Raw genomic sequence first — 25,630 nt, forward strand, 5'->3', positions numbered from 1 at the left:
CTCCTTATGACGAGCAGCTTTCACAGGCCTCGACCTCAAGGGCCTTGCTGCGGACATAATAAATGGTCTTGACGCCGGCCCTCCACGCCTCCAAATACAGTCTGAGCACCTGACGCATGGAATAGTCGTTGGTGATATAGAGATTCATGCTCTGCGCCTGGTCAATATGTCTCTGGCGAAAGCCCGCGGCGCGTACCGACCAGCTTTGGTCGATCAGATGCGCCGCCTTATAGTACCACCATGTATCCATAGAAAGCTCCGGAGCAACGCGGGGCAGCATGCTGCCCTTTTTTTTCCTCTAAAAAGAATTTCTTCATAATTGGATCGATGCCCGCCGACGTGCCGGAGAGGATAGATGTGCTGGAGGTGGGTGCGACAGCCAGCAGATAGGCGTTGCGCATTCCCTGCACCGCCACCGTTTCCGCAAGCGCCCGCCACTTTTCTGAGGTATAACCTCGCTTTTCAAAATACGCGCCTGTCTGCCAGTCGCTGCCCTCAAAGAGCGCATAGCGGCCCTTTTCCCGTGCCAGTGCTGTGTCCGCCTTGACGGCGGCGTAGTTGATATGCTCGAATACCGCATCGGTGAAGGCAAGGTGCTCATCGCTCTCCCATCGGATGCCGCGCTTTGCCAGCATGTGGTGGTAGCCGCTGACGCCCAGGCCGATGCTGCGGTACTTCTGATTGGTAAGCCGCGCGTATTCCAACGGGTAGAAGTTGAGGTCGATCACATTATCCAGTGCGCGGATGGCCGTTTCCACCGTGCGTTCCATATAGGCCTCGTCCTCCACCGCCAGATTACCGAGAGACAGACTCGCCAGGTTGCAGACCACAAACTCACCGGGGCGTGTGGCCGTCACCACCACTGTGTCGCCGTTCTCCGTGTGCACCTCAGTGCTGATATGCTCGATGGGCGCCATGTTCTGTGCGATCTCCGTGCAGAGATTGGAGCAATAGATCATTCCCGTGTGGCCGTTTGGGTTCATACGATTTACGCTGTCGCGGTTGAAGGCGAAGGGCGTGCCGGTCTCCACTGCCGAGCGAAGCACCAGCCGCACGATGTCCTTGACGGTGACGCTGCGCTTTTCGATGCGCGGGTCATTGACGCAGTCCAGATACCGCTTCTCCCATTCCGTACCCCAGTAATCCTCCAGTGCGTAGCCCTTGACCGTGAGGATCTCATGCGGACACATGAGATGCCACGGCGCGTCTATGTTCTCCTCCGCCAGTCGCCAGAAGAGATCCGGATAGCACACGGCGGGGAACACATCATGCGCCTTCATGCGGTCGTCGCCGTTGTTGGTGCGCAGTTGAAGGAATTCAGGCAGATCCCGGTGCCATGCGTCTAAGTAAACCGCCGCAGCGCCCTGCCGCATCCCCAACTGATCCACCGCCACGGCGGTGTCGTTGACCAACCGGATCCAGCGGATAACACCGCCCGCCGCCCCTTGAAAGCCGCGGATGGTGCTGCCTGCAGCGCGCACCTTACCGAAGTACATCCCCATTCCACCGCCAAATTTAGAGACTTTTGCGAAGTTGTCCAGCGAGCGGTAGATGCCGTCCAGACTGTCCGGCACAGTGTCCACAAAGCAGCTTGAAAGCTGATGGTAGGGCTTTCGTGCGTTGGACATGGTAGGTGTCGCCATCGTGACCTCCATACGGCTGAGCATATCGTAAAAGCGTTTTACCCACCCCATGCGGTCAGAGCCTTCGTTCATAGCAAGATGCAGCGCGATACCCAAAAACATCTCCTGCGGTGTTTCCAGCGGCACGCGGCTGCGTGACTGGATCACATAGCGTTTGAGCAGCAGGTCAAGGCCGGAGTAGGTGAACAACTCGTCCCGTTCCGGGCAGAGAAAGTCCTCCGCCATAGCGATCTCCTCGTGGGTATAGTGGGCAAGAATATAGTCACCGTAGAGTCCCTTATCCGTCAGATAGCGAAGCCTGCCATAGAGGTCGCCGACGCCGCGCCCCTCCCATTCCTGTGCGTTGCGACAGCGAAAGGAGTGGTTCAGAAGCCGCGCCGCGATGAACTCCCACTTGGGTGCCTCTGCCGTAGTCAGCTCTACCGCTGCCTTGGTCAGTGCCTCAGCCCTCTCATCCTCCGTCATGCCCGGGCGACAGAAGCTCTCAAACTTCATTTGAAGCGCCGCGAGGGAGTAGATTTCCTCGGTAAAATCCATCTGGATACGGCGCAGCACCTCGTCAAGCGAGTTATCCCCCACCGTCTGCGCGATGGTATGCCGGACGCGGCGCAGCGCAGACCGCTTTTCGCGATAGAGGATGTACGCCTTGGCCACCTCATAGTGTCCGCGCTCCATGAGCGTCCGCTCCACCTCGTCCTGCACACGTTCCACGGTGAGCGGTACTGTGACGGAGAGATTGTCGAGAACGGCGGCGAGGATCTCCTCCAGTTCTCCGCCCCCAATCTCCCTTCCCTGTCCATCAAACGCCTTTTTCATGGCGTTGAAAATTTTCTCCTGTTGAAAAGGAACAGACTTCCCGTTTCGTTTTCTGATCTCCATTTCGATCCTCTCATCTTCTCCGGTCACTTCTCATGTCCTTTTGGGCAAAGAGCGGGCAAGCGCAGTATCACGCTTGCCCGCTCTGTTTTTGAAAGCCGGTTTTTCTGCAGCCGACACGGCGGGGCTGTTTGTTGTCTGTTGTCTTGGTTTTGTCTTCCCTGCCAGTTACTTCATAGATTCCAGAATGGCGTCCGCCAGTGCTTCCAGCTCAGTGCGCTTGTCCGTGCCCATGGACGAGGCGAGGCTGAGCCGCTCGTTGAGCACCGTCATGTTCTTAAGCTCATCGTTGACGAATTTCTGCATGAGGTCACCGGACTTCACCGCCCATGAGCCGTTTTCAATGATGGCAAAGGTGCGGTTTTGCAGATTCAGTGCCTTCATATCCATGAGGAAGTCATGCATGGCGGGGTAGATGCCGAGATTGTAGGTCACAGAGGCCAGGACAATGTGACTGTACTTAAACGCCTCGGAGATCAGCTGGGAGACATGAGTGGAGGACACATCGTACATCGCCACCTTGCTCATGCCCTTATCGCAGAGCGACGCCGCCAGCGCCTGCGCCGCGTTCTCCGTGTTGCCGTACATGGAGGCGTAGACGATGAGCACGCCCTGGGTCTCAGGGGCATAGCGGCTCCATGTGTCGTACTTTTCGATGAACCAGCCCAGATCCTTGCGCCACACGGGGCCGTGGAGCGGGCAGATGTACTTGATCTGATCCAAAACGCCGCCGGCCTTTTTCAGCAGGAGCTGGATGTGGGGGCCGTACTTGCCCACGATGTTGGTGAGATAGCGGCGGGCGTCGTCCAGCCAGTCCCGCTCGAAGTCCACCTCGTCGGCGAACAGCTTGCCGTCCAGCGCGCCGAAGGTGCCGAAGGCGTCGGCGGAAAAGAGGACGCCGTCGGTGACGTCGAGGGTCACCATGGCCTCCGGCCAGTGAACCATAGGCGCGCCCACAAAGGTGACGGTGTGCTTGCCAAAGGAGAAGGTGTCGCCCTCCTTCACCTCGATGCACTCATGTCCGTCCACATGGAAGCCGAACTGCCGCATGAGCATGAATGCCTTCTCGTTGGAGATCAGCTTCACCTTGGGATGGCGCAGCAGGACCTCCTCGATGCAGGCGGCGTGATCCGGCTCCAGATGGTTGACCAGCAGGTAGTCCAGCTCGCGGCCATCCAGCACATACGCCAGATTTTCCAAAAGCTGGCGGCAGGCAGACCAGTCCACCGTGTCAAAGAGCACCGTCTTTTCATCCAGCAGGCAGTAGGCGTTGTAGCTTACGCCCCGGGGAATGGGAAAGCAGTTTTCAAACAGGGCCAGGCGATGGTCGTTGGCGCCCACCCAGTAGAGATCGTTCGTTACTTTACGCACGCAATACATCTTATCTTACCTCCTTCACGGCTCAAGCCTTTACAAATTGATCCTTCGTCTCCGCGCACTCGGGACACACCCACTCGGCGGGAAGCTGCTCAAAGAGCGTACCGGGTGCGATCTCGCCGTCCTCGTCGCCCAACTCCGGCACATACTCGTAGCCGCAGCCGCTGCAGACGTAGCGGTCGCCGATGGGGGTGGGCTTCGGCGGCGTGGGCCGCTTCATCTTTACCATGGGCGGCGCGGGCAGCTTTTCGCCGCTATCCAGCGCAGCAGTGAGCAGGGGCAGGATCTCCTCCACATCGCCCACGATGCCGTAGTCGCAGTTCTTGAAGATAGGCGCGTTACCGTTCTTATTGATGGCCACGATGGTGGAGGCGTCCTTGATGCCCTTAAGGTGCTGGGATGCGCCGGAGATGCCGCAGGCGATGTACAGATTGCCGGTGAACTTCTGCCCGGACATACCCACATAGCGGTTCAGCGGCAGATATTTGAGAGTCTCCGCCACAGGGCGGGAAGAACCGATGGCCGCGCCGGCGGCCTTGGCCAGCGACTCTACCAGTTTCATGTTCTTTTTCTCCCCGATGCCCTTGCCCGCGGAGACCACCCGCTCCGCCTGCGGGATGGGCGTATCCATAGGGATGCCCACGGAGAAGTCGTGACCATCCTTCTTCAGCGCCGCTACAAGGTCGGCCACCTGCTGGGCAGCATCCCCTTCCCGGAAGATGGTCTTTTTGCGAATGCCGGTGATGGGCGCGGGTTTCTTGGCCGCCGAACGGCTCTCGCCGCCGGAGCTCTTGCCCAGCCTGCCCACCAGATGAGAGGCGATGACCACCCGCTGGATCTCGTTAGTGCCCTCGTAGATGGTGGTGATCTTGGCGTCGCGGTAGGCCCGTTCCACCTCCATGCCCTTGAGGAAGCCACTGCCGCCGTGGATCTGCAAGGCATCGTTGGTGACCTCCAGCGCGATGTCCGAGGCGTACATCTTCGCCATGGCGGACTCCATGCCGTAAGGCGCGTGCTGCTCCTTCAGCTCCGCCGCGGAGTAGATGAGGAACCGGGCGCAGCGCAGCTTGGTGGCCATATCCGCCAGCTTGAAGGCGATGCTCTGCTGGGCCGCGATGGGCTTGCCGAACTGGACGCGCTCCTTGGAATAGCTCAACGCGTGCTCAAACGCGCCTTGGGCGATGCCCAGCGCCTGCGCGGCGATGCCGATGCGTCCGCCGTCCAGCGTGGACATGGCAATCTTGAAGCCCTCGCCCTCCTTGCCCAATAGGTTTTCCTTGGGAACCTTCACGTCGTTGAAGATCAGCTCCGCCGTGGAGGAGGAGCGAATGCCCATCTTGTCATAGTGGTCGCCGAACTCAAAGCCCTTCCAGCCCTTCTCCACGATGAAAGCGGAGATGCCCCGGGTGCCGATGTCCGGCGTGGTGACGGCGAAAACCACATAGGTGTCCGCCTTAGGGGCGTTGGTAATGAAGATCTTGCCGCCGTTGAGGAGGTAGTAGTCCCCCTTATCCAGCGCCGTGGTCTCCGTGCCGCCGGCGTCGGATCCAGCGTTGGACTCCGTGAGGCCGAAGGCGCCGATCTTCTCGCCCTTGGCCAGCGGAACCAGATATTTCTTCTTCTGCTCCTCGGTGCCATAGGCGAAAATGGGCCATGAGCCGAGGGAGACGTGGGCGGAGAGGATTACGCCCGCGCCGCCGTCCACACGGGCCAGCTCCTCCACCGCGATGGCGTAGCTCAGGGCATCAAGACCGGCACCGCCGTACTCCTTGGGGTAGGGAATGCCCATCCAGCCCAGCTTACCCAGCTTCTTGACAGCCTCCTCGGGAAACTCATTGTTCTGATCCATTAAAAATGCGAGGGGCTTGATCTCCTCCTCCGCAAAACTCCGGATCTTCGCGCGCAGCTCTTCGTGCGCCGCCGTGGTTTGAAACAGCATACGGGTACCTCCTCTTAAAATTTTACAGCTCGCTTGTATCTTGGGGATCGGATCCGCCGGTCAGCAGCCTGCGCAGGCTCACGGCGCGGAACGCCTCGTCCTGCTCTCGCTGCAAGGCCGCCAGCTGACAGTGGATGGCGCACCGCCCATGCTTGTCCTGCCAGCGGCATTCATATCCCGGCTCCATGCAGGCGCACAGGATGCCCCGCTCCCCCATGACCTCCATGAGATCGTAGAGGGAGGTCGCGCCCAGATCACAGGACAGCGCGCAGCCGCCGAGGGCGCCGCGGCTCACCCGCACCAAATTGCCGGCGGAGAGCTTGCGCAGGATCTGGTAGGCAAACTGATTGGGGATCAATTCCGTTTCCGACATCTCGGCCACCGAATGCTTCTCCCCGTCCAGCAGCACCCGCAAAATGCGCAGCGCGTAGTCCGTCTCTTTTGTGATGATCATGCTCCGAATCCTCTTTTCGCTTGCTTGTTAATGCCATCATATCAATCTTGATAAATTTTGTCAAGATAATTTTCAAAAAAAAATATCGCTTTAACACAGACCGCCCCAGCCCGGGTCAGCTTCGCTTTCCATTCAGCGAAAAGCCATGTTCCTTACAATTATAGAAGCCGAAAAAGCTGTGCCGTGGCAGTCCGCCGAAAGCAGAAAAGACTATGACTGAAAACCAGAAAGCGGAGAAATTGGTTGGGGCTCGCAGGGGTCGCCCACCCAAGGCGGATGAGGCGATCCCTGACAAGCCTAAGCCATCCAACCGAAACAAGCAATAAAGTGCGTGCTTTTCATTTTATATTCGACACATTATGTTATGATAGGAAAGGTCAAGCTCCGTCAGTTCCAAAGCTGTCATTTTTGCGCGAATGGCCGTTGCCAGTACATCAATGCGCTTGTCAAGCCTTTATTATCTTCTGGTAAACTTGAAATGATGTTTCCAGACAAACCCAAAAGCAAAAACCAGAAATACACTACCGTTCATTCCAAATAACCAAGAAGCAGGGCATTGGGTCTCATTTCCCATTGTCCTGCTTCTTTTCATTCCAGATTATATTCGCATCATTTACCCATACATCCAATAAATGTCCATGGTAATCTTGCTGCTTTCATGGCCTGCCAGGTATTGAACCGTTTTGGGATCTAGAGAACACTGGCCGTCCTCATAGCGTTATTCTATTTTCATCATGCGGTAGCCCACACCAATATGTGTTTGAATATATTGTGGAGACTCCTCTGTTGGCTCCAGTTTTTTTCGCAATGTTGCCATAAATACCCGCAGCGAAGCCACATCGTTATCCCAACTGCGGCCCCAGATATTTTGTGTGATAAAGGTATGGGTCAGTACCTTGCCGACATTCTTGGACAGCAGACACAACAGCTTATACTCAATGGGTGTCAGGTGAAGTTCGTTTTCATCCAGATAAGCGCATCCCCCGGCATAATCCACTTTCAACTTACCATTCACAAATACAGAACTGGCAGTAAACATCTCTGCCGTCATCAGAGAAAGTCTTCGCTGCGTCACCCGAAGTCGTGCCAGCAGTTCTTCTACCGAAAAGGGCTTTGTCAAATAATCGTCCGCTCCGGCATCCAGCGCCTTGATTTTATCGTTATCCTCGCTTCGGGCGCTGATTACAATAATCGGAACATTGGACCAGGAGCGAACCGTTTGAATGACTTGAACGCCATCCATATCCGGCAAGCCCAAATCCAGTAAGATGATTTCAGGATTGTGCGATGTGGCCTCCATAATGGCTGCCGAGCCATTGGGCGCTACCACATAACGATAATCATTTGTTTTCAATGTGGTTGTAATGAGATTTCGTACAGACGGATCATCCTCAACCACTAATATCAAAGGTTTATTCATGAAGTTCTACCTCCCCTGCAGGTAATGTAAATTTAAAAGCAGTGCCATTTGGCTGATTGTCTGATACGGAAATCGTGCCGCCGTGGGCGGTCACAATGGACTTACAGAGGGACAGCCCCAATCCAAGGCTTCTGCGGCTGTCGACCACTTTATTGGCCCCACTATAAAACATATCGAAAATACGGGGTTTCTGCTCATCGGGAATCCCAGGGCCGTTGTCGGAAACGGAAACCGTGACCCATTGCTCTTTTTGATCGGTATGTATTTCAATTACTGAACCGACAGGGGTATATTTGATGGCGTTGTCAACCAAATTGATAATCACCTGAACGATCAGCTTCGCGTCAATGTGGGCAAGGATAAAGTCTTTACCGCTGGTCACACGAATGGTGTGTTCTTTACTCTTTCTGTTGATGTGCTTCAGTGCTTCAGAAACGACCTCATCCATGAGTTCGATACTCCGAGTCAGATTGACCTGTCCGCCCTCAATTCGTGTGACTGCCAACAGGTTTTCAACGAGATTAATCAGCCACATGGAATCGTCATAAATATCGGTAAAGGTCTGCTCCCGCAATGCATCGTCCATCTTTTTATAATTTGCAAGCAAATTGCCTGCGCTGCCGGAAATCGCTGTCAAAGGGGTTCGAAGATCATGAGAGATTGCCCGCAGCAGGTTAGCACGAAGCTGTTCATTTTGCGCCAGAACAGCCGCTTCCTCTTTTTCTTTGGCGTTTTTGATGTTTTCAAGTGCCAAAGCGCACTCGCCCAGAATAGAGAGGAGTACGCTGTTTTCGAAAGAGTCCAGCGGAATACCGTTCACCGCAATACCAGCCACTCCATATACATGCTGGTTGACCCGAATCGCAAGGTATAAACACTTTGCACTGGATAATGTATCTGTTGTGGCACCGGCGTGTTTATTGTTTCGGAAGACCCAATCGGCGACTGCTTTCTCGTTCTCAGAAATTAAATCTTCCTGAATGCTATTAACAGCACGAAAAACGTTAGGGGTGGCAAGTTCTTTACCATCAGACAGGTAGACGACAATATCTTTTTTCAGCAGCTTCATGAGCTGCCCTGCCGTAGCGGTGATTACCGCATTCTCATCCTGCTCTTTTTGCAGAAGCTGGTTGGTTTCAAAAAGAATCTTTGTACGGTAAGCTGTATGGGCAGATTGTTTCGCATTTTCTTTCAGCCGGGTAGCGAGAGATCCGGAAAGCAGTGTTACTATAAACATAATGGTAAAGGTAACAATATAGTTCGGATTGTCAAAATGGAATGTCAGTCTCGGAGTGGTAAAAAAGAAATTGAAAACCAGCACACTGACAACCGAGGTCAGAATTCCGCACAGTCGGTTGGTTGTGATTACAGCGGTCACAAGTACGCCTAATATGTAAACTGCGATAATATTACTCTCCGTGAACCCAAGAGCGTCAAAGCCACAGCCAATTAGTGTAGCTACCAGCAATACGACGATACTCTTCAGAACATCACGCAGGGGCATCGCATCTACCTGCGCCTTTCTCTTTTTTTCCTGATAGCTGGTTCCTGTGCTGGCATCCGGTATCACATGAATATCCAGATTAGGTACGCTGGAAATCAGGCGTTCCGTCAAGGTGGGCTTGCTGAAAATATTCTTTCGTGCAATGGTACTTCGTCCAATTACGATTTTTGAGATGCCGGAAAGACGGGCAAATTCCGCAATCTGATAAGGCACGTCATCGCCATAACTTGTCTCAATCGCAGCGCCAAGTTGCTGGGCCAGACGCTTATTATCCTGCAAACGCTTTTTATCATCGTCACTCATCGCCGCTATATTTGGCGTTTCCACATAAAGAGCGGTAAATGTCCCCCGAAAGGCTCTTGCCATCCTTGCAGCAGTCCGAATGATTTTTGCGTTGGATGGCGACGAGGAAAGACATGCCAGAATGCGCTCGTCTGTATGGTAATCGCCTCGGCTCTGTACTCTGGCGCTTTCCGTCAGCAAGTTCACCCGGTCAGCGCACCGACGGAGGGCGATTTCCCGCAATGCGGTGAGATTTTCCAGCGTGAAAAAATTAACTGTTGCCCGCTGCGCCTGATCTTCCCGGTACACATTTCCACTTGCCAGTCGTTCCAGCAACTCCGCAGGCTCAATATCCACCAGTTCTACCTGATCTGCTTGATCAAAGGTGGAATCCGGAATGCGCTCCCGCACAAGAATTCCGGTGATAGAGGCTACTGTATCGTTGAGACTCTCGATATGTTGGACATTTACAGTCGTATAGACATCAATTCCAGTATTTAGCAGTTCCTGAACATCCTGATACCGCTTCGTGTGCCGACTGCTTTCGGCGTTGGTATGGGCCAACTCATCCACCAGTATGAGCTGGGGATTTCGCTTGAGCGCAGCATCAATATCAAATTCACGAAGGGCCATTCCTTCGTAAGCAACTTGTTTCACAGGAAGCTGCTCCAAGCCGTCCAGAAGTGCCATCGTCTGGGGTCGGGCATGGGGTTCTATGTATCCAGCAACCACATCGATGCCACGCTCCTTAGCCTGATGAGCCGCCTGAAGCATGGCATAGGTCTTTCCGACACCTGCGGCATAACCGAAAAAGATTTTGAGTTTTCCGCTTTTCTTAGTGGATGTATCGTTACGGATCGCACGAAGAAGCTGATCCGGATCTTGTCTTGGCAGTTCCATTTTAACCCTCCTATCTGTCACTCAAGTAAAAGCGATTCCCTTTTTCAATATTATAACACACAACGTCAAAACCTACATCTGCGACTGATCCACGGCAAATTTGTTCAGGCATCCAATGGAAAAATCGACGACAGGTGATTTTTTGGAATCCCTCCATAGTGCTATTTGTGTGATTTGATTCTGGGTAATCGGCTCAATGGGCAAGTCAGCATGTTCCATCACAACTGGGGCGCAACGAAGAAGCACCATCCGTGCATTATAATGAGTTTTTTTTGATATGTCTGTATTCTCTGGTAAAAAAATTATGTCCAATTTGTGTGTTTCCAGTTCTCTGCACAATTCACTTTCTTCTCCGCTGAAAATATGGATAGAGATATCCGGATGCTGCTTTCCGTAAGTCTCGAAAGCATCTGCGAGACCGCCTGCCATTAATGGGTTGGAAAAACCAATTCGCAAGCTGTTTTCGCCGTAAGTCAGAGCAGTTTCTTGTCTATTCCAATTGTTTTCCAGAAAAACATCCAGTTTATTCATCAGAAAATACCCAAAAATAAATATAGCTGATGTACTTACAAGTAAAATAACATCCTGCATGGATTCACCCCCCAATTCCTTTGATTTTTCTTGAAATCAAGTATGAAAGCACTTTTGCAAATTTCTGTTACTTCCCAACGCCAACATGGTATCTCCTGCTTTCAGCACTGTGTCTGAAGAAATAGATAACTCCAGCTTGCCGCTTTTCTTGATTCCCATAATGTTAATATTGAATTTTTTACGAATATCAAGCTCTCCAATCGAATGGTCCGCCCAATCTTTGGGAATGGGAATCTCAAACATGGCATGATTTTCATCCAGTTCTATGTAATCGAGAATGTGATCCGCACTGTAACGGATTGCTGTCCACTTTGCGAGCTGTTTTTCCGGGTAGACTACTTCATTTGCACCGTTACGCAGCAAAAATTTTTCCTGAACATCAGTTGCAGCTCTGGAAACTACAAACCTCGCTCCTAATTCACTGAGCAGAGAAGTTGTTTCCAATGAACTTTGAAAGTTGTTGCCGATGGCCACAATGCATACATCATAGTTGCGAACACCGAGAGATTCCAAGAAATCGGCATTCGTACTGTCTCCAATCTGTGCATTGGTAACAAGGGGCAGAACAGCCTCTACACGTTCCTCCGAAGTATCTACCGCCATCACTTGATGACCCAAATGATTTAAGTGCAGGGCAATATGCTTTCCAAATCGCCCCAGACCAATTAGAAGAATTGATTTCATAATGTCTCCTTTATCCTACTGTTATTTTTTCCTTTGGTAGTTTTGAAACTTTCTTTTGTGCACTGGACAAGGCCGCAAAAATTAATGTAAGGCCACCGACTCGTCCAAAAAACATCAGCAGAATCAAAACACTCCGTGAGAGCAGATTCAGTTCCGGCGTAATTCCCAGGGACAGGCCGACTGTACCAACAGCTGAGGCAGTTTCAAAAAGGCAGGTAAGCATGGGAAGTCCTTCGGAAACGCTGATGATAAGGCCACCGGTACAACATAGCGTGATATACATTAGCGAAATTGTCGCTGCGTTTTTTACGACATCATCATCGATGCGACGTCCAAAGAGGTGTGCATTTTCTCTGCGCCGAAAGGTGGAAATTGCAGTAGTCAGCAAAACAGCAATGGTTGTTGTTTTCAAACCGCCTGCGGTAGACCCGGGACTACCGCCGATCAGCATCAGCGCAATGGTGATAAATTGTCCGGCCTCACTCAAATCGGTTAAATCCACTGTATTAAAACCCGCCGTTCGCGGTGTCACAGCTTGAAAAAGAGAAGATAAAAGCCGTTCCTTTTGGGTGAGATCAGCAAACTCAAAAAAATAAAAGTACATTGCCGGAACGATCAATAAAACCGCTGTGGTACAAAGAATCACCTTGCTCTGCATCCGATATTTGTGCAAATGCAATCGATTTGTCCGAATATCATCCCAAGTCAGAAAGCCAATGCCGCCAAACACAATCAAGAACATAATCGTAAAGTTTACGACTGGATTCGCTGCATAGCTGGTCAGGGAGGAAAAGGGAGTGCGCACACCCAACAGATCAAAGCCTGCGTTGCAAAAAGCAGACACGGAATGAAACAGTGCCATCCAAAGGCCAATTTTCCCGAAATCACGGCAAAACACCGGTGCCATCACGGCTGCACACAGCAGTTCCATCACCAATGTCACCCTGACGATAAAGCCAGTCAGGCGAACGATTCCTCCTACCTTTGGCGCTGAAATCGCCTCCTGCATGGTACTGCGCTGCATCAAAGAAATCTTCCGCCCGGAAAGCATTGCAAAGGATGCGGCTACGGTAATAACCCCCATGCCTCCAATCTGAATCAGCAGTAAAATGACAAGCTGGCCGAAGGCCGACCAGTATGTTGCCGTATCATGTACAATGAGTCCGGTTACACAGACTGCTGAAGTAGAAGTAAACAATGCCTCCGAGAAAGGCGTTGCCAGTCCGCTGCGGCTGGAAAACGGTAACATTAAAAGGAAAGTGCCGAAAAGGATCACACCGAAAAAACCGAGAATGATAATTTGAAACGAAGTCAACTTCCTTTTTAACAACACTACCCTCATAACTGCAATCCTCCTTTATGCCCCTTTACGTGTTCTTAATCATAAATCAAATGGAGTAAAGAAGGTAAAAGAGAATGCGTATCTGTATTAAGGCCGTCTAAAGATGCAGAACTTATTCTTTTTATCACGAGCTTGCGCCAGAAATTCAATCAGCCGTTTCCTTGTCAGAATCCTGCATAAGACATCACAATTTTTGCTATGTTCATTTATTCATCCAGGATACCATCCAGCATCAGATTGACCTCCAACACATTAACGGTTTCTTCGCCAAAGATGCCAAGGAATCGACCGTCGGTGCATTTTCGGATGATCTTGCGTACTTCATCATCGGTCATATCATTCGCTTTCGCAATACGTGCTACCTGATACTCCGCTGCCGCCGGGGAAATATGGGGATCAAGCCCACTGCCGGAACAAGTAACAAGATCCACCGGAACAGCTGTTTCATCCATATCCGGGTCGGCAGCCCGGAGCTTTTCCACCCGCTCTGCCACGAGCTGTGCATACTCCTCGCTTGCCGGAGAGATGTACGCCGTATTTTTGTGGCTTTAATTACAGAGGATTTTACAGGTAACAGAACAAGGAAAAAGCTTACCAGTCAGCGAATGCTATTAACATTATTCCATACGTCCATAGATAGAGGGGCATATTGAATATTGGGGCATCAGGAAATTCAAGAATTTAGGACATAAGATATTATGAAACAAAATGCAGGGATTTAAATTACAAAGATATAGATCCCTGCATCTGTTTTGAGAGATAATCACCAAACCGAAATCTATTTATCCATACATCTTATAATATGATTGCGTGTAACACTTTCTGTTTTCACACATTCATTGTAATCTAATTCTGTTAAATTACTTATTATATTAATAACGCAGTTTTTAAATTTTTAAGGAGAGACACAAGGCCAGAAAAGTGGTTTTGCAATGCCAGTCAGGCGAGTTGGTTCTCCATAAGATACGCCAAAGGTTTCAATCTGAATCTGTTCGATGAAGACAGGATAAACAGGGGTGTTGATCTTAACATTCGGTTCACCTGGATATGGAACAGGATAAGTTTCCAATTGTTCAAGACGTCGAATCTCTTCCATGCCATTTACAATTTTTCCGAAAATAGGATAAACGCCAGTGATTGCCGGGCAATCCGCAAGTGGAAAGAAAAATTCTCCGCCTGCAATCTCTGGTGCGCCATAACCGCCAAGCCCAATTGTACCTGGAACAGCTTCCAGATATTTTCCGGATTTTACATCATTGGGAATGAAATAGCAGGCTTTGGGATTATGAAAAGCATGGTAACTCATATCAAGAACCCAGCCTGGGACGATTCTCTCAATTGGGTAATGATCATAGACACCTTGTTTTGCAAGATATATAAAACTGGTAACTGCATTGGGGGCAATATCGGGGTAAAGCTCAATCTGAATAACACTGCCGTTTGAAAAAGTTATTGTGGCAACTGGATTTTGTTTCATTTTTTTGCCTTTCTGTAAATAGAAGATATCATTTATTGTCTGTTTTGCTTCATAGTAACACATTTCTTTTTCCAAATCTATATAGACTCAATAGATATTCTGCACTTCATTACCATAACAGATTGCTTTGGTAAAGTATATATGATACACTGATACGCAAGAATGGAAAAAATTGCAGTAGTGGATTTTGTACATTTGACAATAACATACGAGGAGGAACCTAATATGAAAGTTGCAACTGACATTGGCGGCACCTTTACTGATCTGGTAGCGATTGATGAAAATGGATCGCTGATTCTGGAAAAGGCACATACCACACCGCCGAATTTTGATCAGGGTGTTATGGACGTTCTGAAAAAAAGTGGTGTAGATATGAAAAGCATTGAGGCTTTTTTCCATGGAACCACAACGATCATTAATGCACTGACAGAAAGAAAAGGTGCAAAAACAGCCTTGATCACAACAAAGGGTTTCCGGGATATTCTGGAACTGGCGAGAGGTAATCGTCCGGATTTGTTTAACATGGTATTTGAAAAACCAACACCGTTTGTTCCGCGTTATTTACGCCGTGAAGTGACAGAACGTATCAGCTATAAAGGTGAAATTCTGACACCATTAAGTGAAGAAGATATTCGCACGGCAGTGGAATATCTGAAAAAGGAACAGGTGGAGGCTATTGCTGTCTGCTACATCAATTCTTATGCAAATGAAGAACATGAACGTAAAACAGTTGAAAAAATCAAAGAATTATGGCCGGAAGTATATGTATGCCCGTCTGTTGATATCACGAGAGAATGGCGTGAATATGAAAGAACCTCAACAGCTGTTCTGAATGCATACGTTATGCCGGTGGCATCCTCTTATCTGAATCGTCTGGGACAGAGACTTACAGATGCCGGAATGCCGGAAAACCGTTACATCATGCAGAGTAATGGCGGAACTACAACATTTGAACAGGCAAAACTGACTCCTGTTAATATTGTAGAATCAGGTCCTGTAGCCGGTGTGTTTGGTGCTTCTATTCTTGGAAAAATCATTGGCGAACCGAATATTATCGCATTTGATGTGGGTGGAACAACAGCGAAATGTTCTCTGATCGATCAGGGAGCAATAAAAGTAACTACTTCTTACTATATCGAAAAAGACGAAAGACATGCAGGCTATCCGATCATGGCACCTGTTATCGATATTGTAGAGATCGGAAATGGTGGAGGATCCATCGCATGGATCGATGAAGGAGGATCTCTGAAAGTTGGACCAAAGAGTGCAGGTGCGCTTCCGGGACCTGTTGCTTATGGAAAGAACGGAACAGAACCCACCACCACAGATGCCAATCTGATTGCAGGACGTCTTTCTGCGAAGAATTTCGACATGGAAGTCTCTCTTGACAATGTGAAGAATGCTTTGGTGGAAAAAGTCGGAAAACATTTTAATATTTCTGCGGAAGAATCAGCAGAGAGCATTATTCGTGTGGCAGATTCTAATATGAATAATGCGTTAAAGCTGATTTCTGTACGGCGTGGATATGACCCTCGTGATTTTGCGATGGTTGCATTTGGAGGAGGAGGCCCGATGCATGGACCGACACTCGCCAAAGAACTGAATATTCGTAAGGTCATTATTCCGGTAGCAGCTTCTGTATTTTCAGCATGGGGTATGCTGATGAGTGATATTCGTCATGACTTTATTCAGACAAAGATTCTTTCATTCCAGAATGCTTCTATGGATGAACTGAATGCGATGTGGAAATCACAGATTGATGAGGCACATAAGATACTGGCATCTGAGGGACTTAAGGAAGATCAGGCTGTATTTACTTTTATTGCAGATATGCGTTATGCGGGACAGGAACATACGGTACAGGTACAGGCTCCGGCTTATCCATGGAAAGAGGAAGATCGTGCTGAAATCATGAATCGTTTCCACAAAACACATGAGCATTTCTATACCTTCTCATTGCCAGATACACCGGCAGAGATTGTAAATCTTCATCTTGTGGCATATGGTCAGTTGAACAAACCTGCATTACAGAAGATTGCACCTCAAAAAGATGATATTTCCAGCGCATTGAAGGAAACACGTCCTGTATTCTTTAACGGTGATGGCTGGCTGGATACACCAATCTATGATCGGAGCAAGCTTGGATTCGGTGCAAAAGCACAGGGTCCATTGGTTGTAGAAGAGCCTACTACCGCAACTGTAGTTTGCCCGGGACAAAGCTTAAGTGTAGATGAATACGGTAACCTGATCGTAGAAATGGAGATGGAATAATGGCTGAGAAAGAAAAGATTAATCCGGTCACACTGGATATTGTAAAAGACTCTTTGATTGCAGTAAGTAACGAAATTTTCTATGCATTTGCACAGACTTCCATGAGCCCGATTATTTATGAAACACTGGATTATGCCAGCGGTATTGCAGATGCTGAAGGTCGACTGCTTACCCAGGGAAATGGTGTTACCGGATTTATCGGTATGATTTCACCCATGATTTGTGCAGTTGTGGAGAAACATGGAAAGGAAAATCTTCATCCGGGTGATGTATATATTATCAACGATCCGTTTATGGGCGGAGGAACCCATATGTCCGATGTTGGAATGGTAATGCCTATATTCTATCATGACGAGCTGATTGCTTTTGCTGGTAACAAAGCTCATTGGAGTGATATCGGAGGCATGGCACCAGGATCCTTTACGACTGATGCAACAAACCTTTATCAGGAAGGTATGTGTTTCTCTGGTACAAAACTGGTGGATCGCGGAGAACTGGTGGAACCTGTATGGGATCTGATGCGCAGCAATATGCGTTATCCGCAGATCTCACAGGGAGATATGTGGGGTCAGATATCCTCTCTTCGTACAGGTGAAAAACGTATTTGTGAATTATGCGATAAATATGGGGCAGACGTTGTAAAAGGATCTATGGAACGTCTGGTATCCCAGGGCGAAAAAGTAGCCCGCCGCCGTCTGGCTGAGATGCCAAAAGGCACATGGGAAATGGATGAATACATGGACAACGATGGACATGGCAATCCAGTTCATTTACAGGTAAAAGTTACCATTACCGATGATGAATTTATTGCTGATTTCACGGGTAGCGATCCGCAGGTAGTAGGATGCGTGAATTCCGGAGCAACGGCAGCATATGCAGGTGTAAAAGTAGTCTTTATGTCTGTGGTAGGACCAGAGTTGGCCGTAAATGATGGTGTATTTGCACCGCTGCGGACAATCTGTGAACCTGGCAGTGTATTGAAAGCGAATCGTCCGGCAGCAACCTCCTGTTATTATGAAAGCATGATTTACGTTATTGACTTGGTATGGAAAGCACTTGCACCGGTTTTCCCGGAATCTCTTGGTGCAGGACATTTACTTTCTGTATGTACCGTATTGATGGCCGGAAAACATCAGGACTTTGGAAATGATTATCTGATTATTGAGCCAACTGTTGGCGGATGGGGAGCTTGCAAAGGCCATGATGGTCAGGTAGGACTTTTCTGTGTTGGCGATGGAGAAACTTATAATGTGCCGGTAGAGATGGCTGAGACTCGTTATGGAATTCGTGTAGATGAGCACAGTCTGCATACTGATGGGGCAGGTGCGGGAGAATACCGTGGCGGAAGTGGTGCGGTTCGTGTATACCGTTCTATGAATGAGAATCAGACCTTTACAGCATCTTTTGGTCGAAATAAATGGCCGGTATGGGGTGCAGCTGGTGGAAAAGACGGTTCTGTAAATTATTTCCAGTTTATTGATGCAGATGGAACCGTAAGCGAACCAATGGGAATTGCAGCACGCCGTGTTATGAATACCAATGATGTTGTGCGTATGGTTACAGCAACTGGTGGTGGATATGGTAATCCGTTTAAGCGTCCTGCTGAAAAAGTAGCTATGGATGTTAAGAATGAATATATCACTGTGGAACAGGCCAAGGCTGACTATGGTGTTTTGGTTGATCCTGAAACATTCAAAGTGCTTGGATTGACAGAAGAACGTCAGAAAGCTGAAAAATAATATCATATTCAATGTATAAAGTAGATGCCGCAAAATCACTGAGATAAGGAATTTTGCGGCACTTCTTGTTTAGGAGATTTTTTAGTACTTTTTGAAAATATACTGATATTCTCAATACCTTTGGTCTCATAATAGGTAACCAATATCTTTTTGAATTCTACGACATAATTTACGAAGGGTGAGGAGCCCTATTAAGTCGAAAGGAAAATCCACAATACAAAATGATATTCTTTTTTTCTGGATGTTTCTGTGATATACTTATATGCAGTCGTATCAGACCGGAAAGGAAATATTATGTTACAAAAATTATATGTTTTTTTCAGGAAAGAAACCGTTTTGTCAATCGCAATGATCCTGGCGCTTCTTTCTATGTTCTGGGTCAGACCGGATAAGGCTTATTTTACTTATATCGATTTCAGGACTCTCGGGCTCCTCTTCTGTTTGATGGCAATTGTAGCTGGTTTGAAGGCTGTTGGTGTTTTTGATATACTTGCCAAAAAATTGCTGATGGGAACATCGGGAACTGTGGGTGTGATCAGGCTGTTGGTACTCTTATGTTTCTTCCTGTCAATGGTGATCACCAATGATGTGGCATTGATTACTTTTGTTCCTCTTGCACTGATCATTGTGCATAAACTGCCAAAGGAACTGGGCAATTACTGGCTTCTTAAAATAGTAGCCATGCAGACAATCGCTGCTAATCTCGGAAGCATGCTCACACCAATCGGAAATCCGCAGAACCTTTATCTATATGCCAGAGCAGGGATGTCCACGGCAGAATTAATAACCCTGATGCTTCCCTATTCCGCCACAGCACTTATCCTTCTTCTGATATGGATACAGGTAGCCGCTGCCAAAGCACCTCACGTATGCGGTTCCGAAAAAAATAAAACTCTTTTAGGATTCTCTGACAGAAAAGAACTTAACATGGAATACCTGGCCGCTTACCTGATCTTATTTACAATCTGCCTGCTCACTGTTGCACGTATCATTCCATACCAGATTCCTCTTGTATTGGTTCTTATATATATGCTGCTAAGAAACAGGGAAAATATAAGCAGAGTGGATTACTCCCTGCTTGCCACCTTTATCGCATTATTTATTTTTATCGGCAACCTTGGAAGGATTCCGCAATTCAGCAGTTTTCTGGAAAGAATCATGGCAGGAAGGGAAACACTTACTGCTGTTCTTGCTAGTCAGATTATGAGCAATGTTCCCGCTGCGCTTCTTTTATCCGGCTTTACAGATAATTACCGGGCTTTAATTGTCGGAACCAATATTGGAGGTCTCGGCACTCTGATTGCATCCATGGCAAGCCTGATAAGTTTCAAATATATTGCAAAAGAAAACAGGAATCTGAGAGGGAAGTATTTGGGAATATTCACAACCTCCAATATTATATTCATGATATTCATGTTAATATTGTATTTTTTTCTTAGATAAAGGTTTTCCCGGAATTACAAAAGCTATAACAATTCTTTCTTCGCAAAAAATTCTCCGCGGCACTCTCCTCCTCTTGGCTATCGTATGTGGCAGAAAAAAGAATCTAAACTGGAACTGGCAGCCTCCATGATCCGGCAGATTATGCCTGAATTTCACAGCAAAGATCATATCATCATCCTTTGTGACAGCTGGTATACAAAACAGAATCTGGTATCCATCGTTGATGAATATCCGAATCTGGATCTGATTGGCAATGCAAGGATTGATTCTGTCATGTATGATCCTGCTCCTGCACATACCGGCCGCAGAGGACGTCCCGCCAAACATGGGAAGAGACTTTCTGTTGAAACAGATTTTGCTTTTTCCAATGAAAAGATCGGAGATTACTATATCGGAGCACACCGTGTGATCACCAACCTTTTTGGATGTCGGGAAATTCAGGCTTATGGTGGGGAATATAACTTATCGCTTATGGTGGGGAAACCCGCTATTTGCTGCTTTGTGGCAATAGAAAAGCGCCACATCGCTGCGGCGCTTTTGCTTTGCCCGGAAGATGGAGCGAGGGGGCTGTTCAGTTATCTGTTGTGCTTTTTCTTGCTGGCAACAACGGCTGTTCCAATGGCTGCACTACCGCTGACAAGCATAAGGACAACCAGCAAAGCAGGGTTGCTGGTGTCGCCAGTCTGCGGAATGGTGTACTGAGGTGTGGCTGTTGCAGCAGGTGCCGGAGTGGCCGTGGCAGCAGGTGCCGGGGTGGTCTTGTCGGCGTCCTTGTATTGCAGGGCAGCAATCGCATCTTCAATAGCCTTTGCCATAGCGTCAACCTCTGCCTGCTGGGTAATGTTCTTACCACGGGTCACAGCATTCACAGCGGCTTCCACGGCGGTGAAGTCCTTGTAGTTATCCTTGTTCAGTGCATTTGCTTTGGCAATGGCTGCATCTACCTTTGTATAATCTGCATCCTTGTATTGCAGGGCAGCAATGGCATCTTCGATAGCCTTTGCCATGGCATCTACTTCGTCCTGTTCGGTAATGCTCTTGTCACGGACAACAGCATTGACGGCAGCTTCCACGGCGGTGAGGTCCTTGTAGTTGTCCTTGTTCAGTGCATTTGCCTTGGCAATGGCTGCGTCTACTTTGGTGTAGTCGGCAGGTAAATAAGTCATTGCAACCGTCTGCGTATGCGTTGCCGCATCGGCGGTGATCGTTATATTGCCGGTGTATGCTTTGCAGTTATCGGCTGTTACTTCAACAGGGTAAGTTCCTGCTTCCAAACTGACAGAGCCGGTAACCTCCTGACCATTCACTTTAACAACAACATTGGTCAGACCGTCCGGCGTTACAACGAAAGAAACCGGATAGACAGCCTTTGTGATAAAATGAACATTTTTATAAAGTGCAAAGTACTGATTACCGCTGGAAAGCAGGTCAATTTCTGTTCCTTCCGAGTCTACAGCTTTTGCATAGTTCAGATGATAGCCATCGGCAATCACAGGCACACATTCATCGAAAATTGCAGGGATATTATTCGCATTCGTATTCTTTGCATCAATCTCTGCTTCTTCTACGGTAAAAGTACCGTTACCGCCCATCGGGTATTTACCGTCAGTGGTTACTTTGGCGCCGCCCTTGATCAGAATATCGCCATTAGTCCATATTGCGCTGTCCGCAGTAGAGGTGCATTTTACCTCGCCGCCGTTAACCGTCAGATTGCCCTCGGTAAACAAAGCGGGATAATGGCTTGTTGCTTCCACCTTGGAGTTGATAATTTCAATTTTGCCCGCGCCGTTTTCATCGCCCATATACACTGCGTTAAATTGATCCTCGCTTGCAATCAAAGCAACCTCACTGTTGTTTTTGATTTCCAGTTCCTTGGCGCTTGCAGCAGTGTAATAGGAAGAAACCGCAACCTTTGCGCCGTCAATGGAAAGTATTCCTTTGTTATAAGAAGTAATTCCGCAGCCCTCAGCAGAAGTTATATCAAGCTTTGCACCTTCGGATATGCTGATGTTGCCATTAAGCGTATAGAGTGCATCCCATTTTACATTGATTGTAAGCTTACCGTCACCGATAATATTGTAATTATCACTGCTACCGTCTGCAAAAATTCCGCCGCCGTTATCTAAAGTAATGCTGTTTGTGCCGGAAAGTTTGATCGTTAAATCGGTGTCTCCGACTACTCTGATACCGTACTTAGGACTTTCATCGCTTTTGCCGCCGTTTGTAATTGCGGCATTGTTAAGCGTAAGGGTCTTTGTATTCGGGTCATAGCTTGCGGTTCCTTCTCCACAAGCGATAGAGAGCTTTTCGCTTGTGAACTGTTCGCCGTTTACATACAGATTGTAGTTTTCCGTAGCAAAGGCTACGGTCGGTAGCAATCCAGCTACCATTACAATGCTGAGTAGGACTGCAAATAGTTTTTTCTTCATAAGAGTTCCTCCATTTTTTAATTGTCCGCTATTTACTTCCTCCGACAGCGGACACGCCGGAGAAGACAGAAGGTTTAACCGGAAAAGATTGATTTGCCGGTCGTGGTTAGGACTTCAATATCAAACCACCATCCTTCCGGCAAACGCTAAAAACCAAAGCCAAGGCATAATGCGCCCTGTCTCCGGCAACTGGTTCGTTATAAATTGTATGAAATAAGACTTGACACGCTGAAAAACGGCGCTATGCTCCTGCCGAGCCGAGCCATTTTCGCGCCTTTGAGTATCATTGTCAAGCCCTCCTTCCGTAATTTTAGTAAGAAAAGAATATCAATCCCATTCCTCAAAAATATACATAGATATTATAGCAGATTGTCCATAAAACCACAAGTAGCGTTCAAAATATTGTCGGTCACTATTCTAAACGCATTACCTCTTCCATTATTATCCCGACTTTATGACTTCTTGAATACTATCTGAAAAAGAAAAACCGCTGTCCAGCCGACAGCGGTTCATCGTCATATTCTGTTTTCAGAATAGCCAAGCAAATAACGCTGATGCAGCGACAATCAAGGCACTTCCTGCCAGCGATAACAACATCGGCGCTGCAAATGGGCATAACAGCAGCGCCACAAGCGCCGAAGCTGCCGCCTGTGCATAGCTGCCATCCAGCAGCGCGAGGAAAGCCGCAAAGCCGCCCAGCCCGGCAAGAATCATACCAATGCTGCCGCAGATACCATACAGAAGATTAAGTACAAATCCTGCCGCATAAAGCAGCGCAATCACTGGCAACGCAAGTAAGCGCACAATCCACAGTACAACGATGTTGTTTCTTAAACGAGAAAACATTGATACCCCAACCATTCTTTCAGCAGTAGATCGACTCATTCAGCACAATCTCGGAAGCCACATTCTGCACATTGTTCATCTGCTGCAAAATCCTAACTTTTGGATTTTCTGCACCCACAGCATTTGGTTTTCCGCTTTAAGCGCTTCCGTTACGCTCTCCTTTTCGGCAAGTTGTTTTACCAGCCGAGAGAACAGTTCCTCTGCCTGCTCGTTTAGGTCGGCAGGATAATCGTTCAGCTTTCCGCTTATCAGCAGTTCGGAATAGAGTACCTTGCGGTGCTGTTTCAGATACCGCAAGTGTCGCTGTCCCCATACGCCGATGGGTCTGCCCTCCGGCTCGTCCTCTCCGGCAATCAGATAGTAGTCCCCGACAAGCTCATAACGCAAGCCTGTCCTTTCGTCTGTGATGAATTTTTCCATTGTGTGTTCCTCCTTGAATTTATATTGCTTCTCCGGCTTTCTGCTCGGATTGCTTACGATGATAATAGGCAAGCTGTTTCTGCCTGCGGTTGATTGCCTTACATTCCTCGGAGCATAGCACCTCCCTGACCGTTGGACGGCCAGAAGGGCATGCCGCAAATCTTGCAGACCTTTTGACGGAAGGTGTGGTTGCCCTTTTCGGCATAGCGTTTCTTTTTCTTTTTCGGCTTGCTGATGGGCTTTCGTGCAATCGGTGTTGCAAAACCTCTGCCTTGTGCTGTTTGGATAAAACTCTTTGCCGCATTGTTCGCAGATACGCTTCGGGTACTTATGACCGTCATTCGCCGCCCAGCGTTCTGCCTTGGCTTTGGCTCGATGGGCAACATTACTCTCACGCTGCCGGTTCTTCTTTCGCTTGACCTTTTCCGCCGCTTCTCGCTCGGCCTTCCGCTTTGCTTCGGCAGTTTCCTTTTCGGAAAGCGGGAGGTCAAACTGCCCGATGAAGTTATAGTAGATGTCCACCTGCTGCTGTCGGTTCGGCTTTTTGCCTATGGCTTCGTGAATAACGATTTTATCAATTAGTTCACACGCCATCTCTTTTGTCAGCTCTGCGGGCTGCTTATACTTCTTGATGAGCCTGATAAACCGCCCGATATGGGCAGAGGACGCTTTTGTTTGCTCCAACTTCTCCTGAATTTCTGATACTTGGCTCTCAAGGCTGTCCTGCTCAGCAGAATATTTTTTCATCAGGGACTTGTACTGCTTTTCAGGCAGCAGACCTGAAATGAAATTCTCATAAAGACTTCCAATCAGGCGGTCAAGCTCATTCAGTCTGCGGTTGATTGTCTGAAGTTCTTCCTTTTGCTTTTGCGGTTTACTGTTCGCCTGTGCTTCCCATTTGCTTTTCAATTCTTCGGCAAAGCCACGCTCATCTGCGATAATGTGGCTTGAAAGGCGTTGGATAGAACGCAGCACCAACTGATAGAGGACTTTGTCGCTGATATGATGGATGGTGCAGTTCACGGTTCTGTTCCCGTAGCTGCTGCATCGGAACGAGTGATAGGGTTCTCCGCTTTTGTAGTAATTCGTCTGATAGGACATCTTACTGCCGCAATCAGCGCAATACACAAGACCGGGCAATAAGCATTCCTCTTGGTGCGTCCCTTCCTTTATACGGCGTGTGGCGTGTTTCAATCTTCTGTGCGCCTGCTCCCAAAGCTCGCTGTCAACGATTGGCTCGTGGGTGTCCTCAAACACAAGGCGTTCCTCATCGGTGGCAAAGCGGCGTTCATCGGTCTTAAAATTCGTTCCAATGGGCTTTCTCAGCACAGTATGACCGAGATATTCCTGTCGGTTTAAAATCTCTCTTACCGTGTTTGCGTTCCAGTTTGTGCAGCCGTACTCTGCTTTTCGGTTGCATTGTTCGGGGTGATATTGGAGGGTGTACGCCGATGGAATCAGCACCTTTTCCTCCGTTAGCTGTCTTGCAATTGCCGGAGGTGTCAAGCCCTCTGCCGCAAGCTCAAAGATGTGTTTTACCACCTGAGAAGCAACAGGATCGACCACTAAGGTCTGTTTATCTTCGGGCAGTCGATTGTAGCCGTAGGGAATGCTGCCGGAGCAGCGTTTTCCGTCGCTCATACGGGACAGGAAGATGGACTTTATCTTGTTGCTGGTGTCCTTGGCGTACCACTCGTTCATTATGTTGAGGAACGGGGTGAAGTCGTTATCCTGCTCCCAATCCCTAAATACGTCGGCGAGGGGACTGGGAGATTTCAGAAGCGCTTTGGCCTGCGCATCCGGCAGATCATTGTATTCCATCGAAAGAAGAATGTCCTCCCGAACCGTGTACTCATAGGTGTGGTTCAGAACTTCTTCCGAAGGCTGGGAAAGCAGCCATTCCCGATAGGTTTCCTGCTCGGCAAACATCTTTTGATATAATGCTGTGTTCAACTCTGCATTGGTCATGTAGTAATACCTCCGTTTTGATTTT

General features: G+C 48.6%; 15 protein-coding genes and 3 pseudogenes. 4 read left to right on the forward strand and 14 right to left on the reverse strand.

All coding sequences use genetic code 11. From position 1 onward, the window contains the following. Positions 1 to 4 precede the first annotated feature (4 nt). The 11 genes and pseudogenes from RJD28_14710 to RJD28_14760 form a co-directional block, all read right to left on the reverse strand. Positions 5 to 2,522 (reverse strand): annotated as a pseudogene (locus RJD28_14710) (ribonucleoside-diphosphate reductase subunit alpha). A gap of 165 nt (positions 2,523 to 2,687) precedes the next feature. Beyond that, positions 2,688 to 3,899, reverse strand: coding sequence for an FprA family A-type flavoprotein (locus RJD28_14715; GenBank protein WNV57467.1), 1,212 nt, complete (start codon positions 3,897 to 3,899; stop codon positions 2,688 to 2,690). Between the two features lie 22 nt (positions 3,900 to 3,921). Continuing rightward, entirely contained in the window at positions 3,922 to 5,835 is a 1,914-nt protein-coding gene (locus RJD28_14720; GenBank protein ID WNV57468.1) for an acyl-CoA dehydrogenase family protein, read from the reverse strand. A 22-nt stretch (positions 5,836 to 5,857) separates the two neighbouring features. Continuing rightward, entirely contained in the window at positions 5,858 to 6,289 is a 432-nt protein-coding gene (locus RJD28_14725) for an Rrf2 family transcriptional regulator (protein WNV57469.1), read from the reverse strand. A 718-nt stretch (positions 6,290 to 7,007) separates the two neighbouring features. Continuing rightward, positions 7,008 to 7,709, reverse strand: a complete 702-nt coding sequence (locus RJD28_14730) for a response regulator transcription factor (protein WNV57470.1) — start codon at positions 7,707 to 7,709, stop codon at positions 7,008 to 7,010. Further along, entirely contained in the window at positions 7,702 to 10,395 is a 2,694-nt protein-coding gene (locus tag RJD28_14735) for a sensor histidine kinase KdpD (protein WNV57471.1), read from the reverse strand. The genes RJD28_14730 and RJD28_14735 overlap by 8 nt, the downstream gene beginning before the upstream one ends. A gap of 72 nt (positions 10,396 to 10,467) precedes the next feature. Further along, on the reverse strand, positions 10,468 to 10,986 hold the full coding sequence (locus RJD28_14740; GenBank protein WNV57472.1) for a hypothetical protein: 519 nt from the start codon (positions 10,984 to 10,986) through the stop codon (positions 10,468 to 10,470). 36 nt (positions 10,987 to 11,022) lie between these two features. Next, positions 11,023 to 11,670: a TrkA family potassium uptake protein gene (locus RJD28_14745; protein WNV57473.1), complete on the reverse strand. Its 648-nt coding sequence runs from the start codon at positions 11,668 to 11,670 to the stop codon at positions 11,023 to 11,025. A 10-nt stretch (positions 11,671 to 11,680) separates the two neighbouring features. After that, positions 11,681 to 13,012 carry a potassium transporter TrkG gene (locus RJD28_14750; protein WNV57474.1) on the reverse strand — a complete coding sequence of 444 codons (1,332 nt, stop codon included), beginning with the start codon at positions 13,010 to 13,012 and terminating at the stop codon, positions 11,681 to 11,683. A 206-nt stretch (positions 13,013 to 13,218) separates the two neighbouring features. After that, a pseudogene (locus tag RJD28_14755) lies at positions 13,219 to 13,557 on the reverse strand (potassium-transporting ATPase subunit C). Positions 13,558 to 13,907: 350 nt separating this feature from the next. Beyond that, positions 13,908 to 14,564, reverse strand: coding sequence for a peptidylprolyl isomerase (locus tag RJD28_14760; GenBank protein ID WNV57475.1), 657 nt, complete (start codon positions 14,562 to 14,564; stop codon positions 13,908 to 13,910). Positions 14,565 to 14,714: 150 nt separating this feature from the next. On the opposite strand from RJD28_14760, the gene RJD28_14765 reads away from it, so the two are divergent. The 4 genes and pseudogenes from RJD28_14765 (at position 14,715) to RJD28_14780 (ending at position 20,389) form a co-directional block, all read left to right on the forward strand. Beyond that, complete coding sequence (locus RJD28_14765) at positions 14,715 to 16,760, forward strand: hydantoinase/oxoprolinase family protein (GenBank protein ID WNV57476.1); 2,046 nt, start codon at positions 14,715 to 14,717, stop codon at positions 16,758 to 16,760. Then, complete coding sequence (locus tag RJD28_14770) at positions 16,760 to 18,499, forward strand: hydantoinase B/oxoprolinase family protein (GenBank protein ID WNV57477.1); 1,740 nt, start codon at positions 16,760 to 16,762, stop codon at positions 18,497 to 18,499. The genes RJD28_14765 and RJD28_14770 overlap by 1 nt, the downstream gene beginning before the upstream one ends. A gap of 294 nt (positions 18,500 to 18,793) precedes the next feature. Next, positions 18,794 to 19,942 carry an SLC13 family permease gene (locus tag RJD28_14775; protein ID WNV57478.1) on the forward strand — a complete coding sequence of 383 codons (1,149 nt, stop codon included), beginning with the start codon at positions 18,794 to 18,796 and terminating at the stop codon, positions 19,940 to 19,942. 69 nt (positions 19,943 to 20,011) lie between these two features. Beyond that, a pseudogene (locus RJD28_14780) lies at positions 20,012 to 20,389 on the forward strand (transposase). A 128-nt stretch (positions 20,390 to 20,517) separates the two neighbouring features. Here the strand turns inward: RJD28_14780 and RJD28_14785 are convergent. From RJD28_14785 to RJD28_14795, 3 genes are all read right to left on the reverse strand, one after another. After that, on the reverse strand, positions 20,518 to 22,371 hold the full coding sequence (locus RJD28_14785) for an LPXTG cell wall anchor domain-containing protein (GenBank protein WNV57479.1): 1,854 nt from the start codon (positions 22,369 to 22,371) through the stop codon (positions 20,518 to 20,520). 528 nt (positions 22,372 to 22,899) lie between these two features. Continuing rightward, entirely contained in the window at positions 22,900 to 23,256 is a 357-nt protein-coding gene (locus RJD28_14790) for a hypothetical protein (protein WNV57480.1), read from the reverse strand. A 36-nt stretch (positions 23,257 to 23,292) separates the two neighbouring features. Continuing rightward, on the reverse strand, positions 23,293 to 25,605 hold the full coding sequence (locus tag RJD28_14795) for a DUF3848 domain-containing protein (protein ID WNV57481.1): 2,313 nt from the start codon (positions 25,603 to 25,605) through the stop codon (positions 23,293 to 23,295). Positions 25,606 to 25,630 lie beyond the last annotated feature (25 nt).

Source organism: Oscillospiraceae bacterium NTUH-002-81 (assembly GCA_032620915.1).
GTDB lineage: Bacteria > Bacillota > Clostridia > Lachnospirales > Lachnospiraceae > JAGTTR01.